The following is a 4,340-nucleotide window of genomic DNA, read 5'->3' as shown; positions in this document are numbered from 1 at the left end:
CGCCACCGCCACCGCCACCGCCACCGCCGGCTACGGCTCCGGCTCCGGCTCCGGTGCAGGGCGCCCTGTTTTGATGGCGCGGCGCGCTGCAGGCTCCCGGACTGCGGCGCCGCGCCCCGATGTTTCCAAAGCAAAGGTTGAAGATGACTGTTTCCGAATCGATCGCCCCCGTGCTGGCCTGTGATGTCGCCGTGATCGGCGGCGGCCCCGCCGGCCTGATGGCGGCCGAAGTGCTGGCCCGTGGCGGCCTGGCCGTGCATTTGTTCGACGCCATGCCTTCCGTGGGGCGCAAGTTTCTGCTGGCGGGCAAGGGGGGGCTCAACCTCACGCACTCCGAGGCATTCGAGCCGTTCGCGGCCCGCTTCGGCGAGCGCCGCGCCGCCATCGAGCCCCTGCTGCAGGCCTTCGGCGCCGATGCGGTGCGTGCTTGGGCGCAGGGCTTGGGGGTGGATACCTTCGTCGGCACCTCGGGCCGGGTGTTCCCCTCCGACATGAAGGCCGCGCCGCTGCTGCGCGCCTGGCTGCACCGCTTGCGCGGCCAGGGGGTGGTGTTCCACATGCGCCACCGCTGGCTGGGCTGGAGCGACGCAGGCGCCGCGCAGGACGGCGATGCGGCCGCCATGACACTGGGTTTCACCAGCCCTGCGGGCCTGGTGCCGGTGCAGGCCCGGGCCGTGGTGCTTGCGCTGGGGGGTGGCAGCTGGGCCCGGCTGGGCTCCGACGGCGCGTGGGTGCCGCTGCTGGCCGAAAAGGGCGTGCCCGTGGCCCCGCTGCGCCCGGCCAACTGCGGCTTCGACACGGTGCGTGCCGGTGGCGCACCGGCAGGCGAGACGCGGCGGGAATTCCTGCGCGAGCTGATGGGGCGGGCACCCGATCCGGCCGGCTGGACGCCGCATTTCACCGAGCGCTTTGCCGGACAGCCCTTCAAATCGGTCGCGCTGCATTTCTCCGATCACCAGGGGCGCACGTTCAGCCGCCGGGGCGAGTTCGTGGCCACGGCCACCGGCGTGGAGGGCAGCCTGATCTACGCGGTCTCCAGCCTGCTGCGCGACGAGATCGAGGCGCATGGCCATGCCACGTTCACCCTGGATCTGCTGCCCGACCACACGCCCGAGCGCGTGCTCAAGGAAGTGCGCCATCCGCGCGGTGCCCGCAGCCTCAGCAGCCACCTCAAGAGCCGCCTGGGGCTGGACGGCATCAAGATGGGCATCCTGTACGAGCAACTGGGCAAGGAGGGCATGAACGATGCCGCCGCCCTGGCCCAGGCCATCAAGGCGCTGCCCATCACCGTGGGCGCGACCCGACCGCTGGACGAAGCCATCAGCACCGCGGGCGGGGTGCCGTTCGAGGCGATGGATGGCAGTCTCATGCTGACGGCCCTGCCCGGCGTTTTCTGCGCGGGCGAAATGCTGGACTGGGAGGCCCCCACGGGCGGCTACCTGATGACGGCCTGCATGGCCAGTGGCATGGCCGCTGCCGAAGGGGCGAAGGCCTGGCTGCAGCGGGCCTGATCAGGCGCTTTGAGGCTGGGGCTGAGGCTGTGCCGTTGCTGCCGGGGACGCCTCGCCGTCGGGGCCGAAGTGCATGCAGAAACGGTTCTTGCCTTCGCGCTTGGCCCGGTAAAGGCCCAGGTCCGCGCGCCGGATCAGTTCGGAGGTGGTGCAGTCCGCCTCCCCGCGGGTCAGGCCTGCGCTGATGGACAGCCGGCGGCCCTGGAAGGCAGGGTGGTCCACCGGCACCGCGTACAACGTGTTCACGGTGTTGACCAGCGCCTGGGCGAGTTCACAGGCCTCGGGCAACGTGGCGGCATCCACCACCACGCCGAACTCCTCGCCGCCCAGGCGGCCGCACAGGTGCCGGCCGGCCTGCCGCTTCAATGCCGACGCGACGTCCTTCAACACCACATCGCCCTGGTCGTGCCCGAACTGGTCGTTGATCGATTTGAAGTCATCGATGTCGATCATCATGAAATACAGGCCTTCGATGTGCCCGGCGTCCTGCAGCGACTGCATGTGCTTGAGCAGGCTGCGGCGGTTGGCCAGGCCGGTCAATGCATCCTGGTAGGCCAGGGTTTCCAATTCCAGTTGCTGCCGGTGGCTGTCTTCCCGCAGGCGAAAGAGGGCCATGTTCAGCAGCATCCCGCACAGCGATGACAGGGTGACGATCAGCATGCTCCAGACCGGATCGTGCGCGGAGCGCATCTGCTGAAAATCGCCGTGCCCGAACGCGAGCCAGATGACGGCCACGGACGCCAGGTACTGCCATGTCGTGATGAACATGAAGGCGATCAGCAGCGTGAAGGCCACCCCCAGGGCCAGGCAGAAGTAGACCCCGACCGGACTCGGCACCGACAGCAGCCAGAACCCGTGGGCCAGCAGGCCACAGGCTGGCAGGGCGGCCAGCACCACCCTGCCAGGGGTGCTGGCGAACATCGATGCGATGATGCAGCAGTAAAAGGCGATCGCCAGCAGGGCGAACAGGATGTTGTCGTAGTGATAGGTGGGCGCGGCCGTCCACCAAGCCGCCAGCCAGCCCAGGGAGCCGAACGCAAGGAGGGAGCCGTTGACGCGCCGCATCTTTTCGAACGTGAACTGGTCCAGTGGCTTGGGAGTGGACTTTTCCTCGATCGCTGACGGGCTCGCACTGGCAACACGCGCGGGTTCGGCCGCGGACGGCACACCCGCCGCGCCGCACAGGGCGGCAGTTCCTTGCGCTGGACCTTCTGCCATAAGGGCTCCTCAAAAGAAACAAATAGTAACTTGAAATTGCTAAATGTGAATATTTTGATAGGTTGGCCGTGGTTTTTGAGCCGTGCAAAGACGCGCGGGTGATGTCTGTCAGAGCGGGACCGGTCCGAATGCCGGCCACGGAATCGACCGTGGCGAATGCTACGAAGGCTTTGGAAGGGGAAAACCCTGCAGAAAGGGGGAGCCCTGAAGTGCGTGGACCGCTGGGGTGGCGCATGCCCTGCGCCAGGGGCCGTGATGGCATGGCAGGGATGGCTGAAAGATAGTTGACGAGCCTTACCCCCGGCACTGACTCTACAGTTAGGGCTGCTTGGTTCCCCACCTGACCCGGTTGGCTGCTTCACCATGCGGGGAGGCCCGTCACCGCCGATTGTAGGCGATAAAGCAGGCCGTTCCGGCCGGGACGGCCCTGCACGCCGTGCAGGTGTTGGCCATGGTGGCCTGACAGCGGGGCGCACCGGGGCCCGGCGTGGAATCGGTACCCTGGCGATCCGGGAGGGCGCGCCCGGCCACATAGAATCCCCCCCATGTCTTACCTCGTGCTCGCCCGCAAATACCGTCCCAAGACCTTCTCGGAGATGGTGGGCCAGGAGCATGTGGTGCAGGCGCTGTCCAATGCGCTCACGCAGCAGCGGCTGCACCACGCCTATCTTTTCACCGGCACGCGCGGCGTGGGCAAGACCACGGTGTCGCGCATTCTGGCCAAGTCGCTCAATTGCCAGGGCCCGGACGGGCAGGGCGGCATCACGGCCACCCCTTGCGGCGTGTGCCAGGCCTGCACCGACATCGACAGCGGCCGTTTCGTGGACTACACCGAGCTCGATGCCGCCTCCAACCGCGGCGTGGACGAAGTGCAGGGCCTGCTGGAGCAGGCGGTCTACAAGCCCGTGCAGGGGCGCTTCAAGGTCTTCATGATCGACGAAGTGCACATGCTCACCAACACGGCGTTCAACGCCATGCTGAAGACGCTGGAAGAGCCGCCGGAATACCTCAAGTTCGTGCTGGCCACGACCGATCCGCAGAAGGTGCCGGTCACGGTGCTCTCGCGCTGCCTGCAGTTCAACCTGCGCCCGATGGCGCCCGAGACGGTGCTCGAGCACCTGGGGCGCGTTCTTGCGCAGGAGAACGTGCCGGCCGAACCCCAGGCGCTTCGCCTGCTGTCGCGTGCGGCGCGGGGCTCGATGCGCGATGCGCTTTCGCTCACCGACCAGGCCATCGCGTTCGGCAGCGGCCAGTTGCAGGAAGCGGGAGTGCGCCAGATGCTGGGCAGCGTGGACCGGTCGTACGTGTTCCGCCTGATCGAAGCCCTGGCCCAGGGCGATGGCCGCACGGTGGTGGAAACCTCCGATGTCCTGCGCCTGAACGGCTTGTCTGCCGCCTCCACGCTGGAGGAGATGAGTGCGGTGCTCCAGCGCATGGCCGTCATGCAGGCCGTGCCGAACATGGCCCAGGCGCTGGATGCCAACGACCCCGAGGCCGTGGAAATCGCCCGTCTGGCCGCGCAGATGCCCGCGGACGAAACCCAATTGCTCTACAGCATCTGCCTGCACGGCCGTGCCGAACTGGGGCTGGCCCCGGACGAATACGCGGCGC

Annotated in this window: 3 protein-coding genes and 1 other RNA gene; 2 read left to right on the top strand and 2 right to left on the bottom strand. The window is 67.7% G+C overall.

The window, feature by feature from the left end; all coding sequences use genetic code 11:
* Positions 1 to 143: 143 nt before the first annotated feature.
* Positions 144 to 1,511 carry a TIGR03862 family flavoprotein gene (locus tag AC27IO_RS21085; RefSeq protein WP_498740598.1) on the top strand — a complete coding sequence of 456 codons (1,368 nt, stop codon included), beginning with the start codon at positions 144 to 146 and terminating at the stop codon, positions 1,509 to 1,511.
* Here the strand turns inward: AC27IO_RS21085 and AC27IO_RS21080 are convergent, their stop codons facing one another.
* On the bottom strand, positions 1,512 to 2,729 hold the full coding sequence (locus tag AC27IO_RS21080; protein WP_487090582.1) for a GGDEF domain-containing protein: 1,218 nt from the start codon (positions 2,727 to 2,729) through the stop codon (positions 1,512 to 1,514).
* A gap of 283 nt (positions 2,730 to 3,012) precedes the next feature.
* Positions 3,013 to 3,109, bottom strand: an RNA gene (gene ffs, locus AC27IO_RS21075) — signal recognition particle sRNA small type.
* Between the two features lie 165 nt (positions 3,110 to 3,274).
* On the opposite strand from ffs, the gene dnaX reads away from it, so the two are divergent.
* Positions 3,275 to 4,340 (top strand): DNA polymerase III subunit gamma/tau (gene dnaX, locus AC27IO_RS21070; protein ID WP_498740596.1); only part of this gene is annotated, 1,066 nt, incomplete at its 3' end.

This window comes from Acidovorax sp. KNOB132 (genome assembly GCF_057541515.1).
This window is presented reverse-complemented; position numbering and strand designations above follow the sequence as displayed.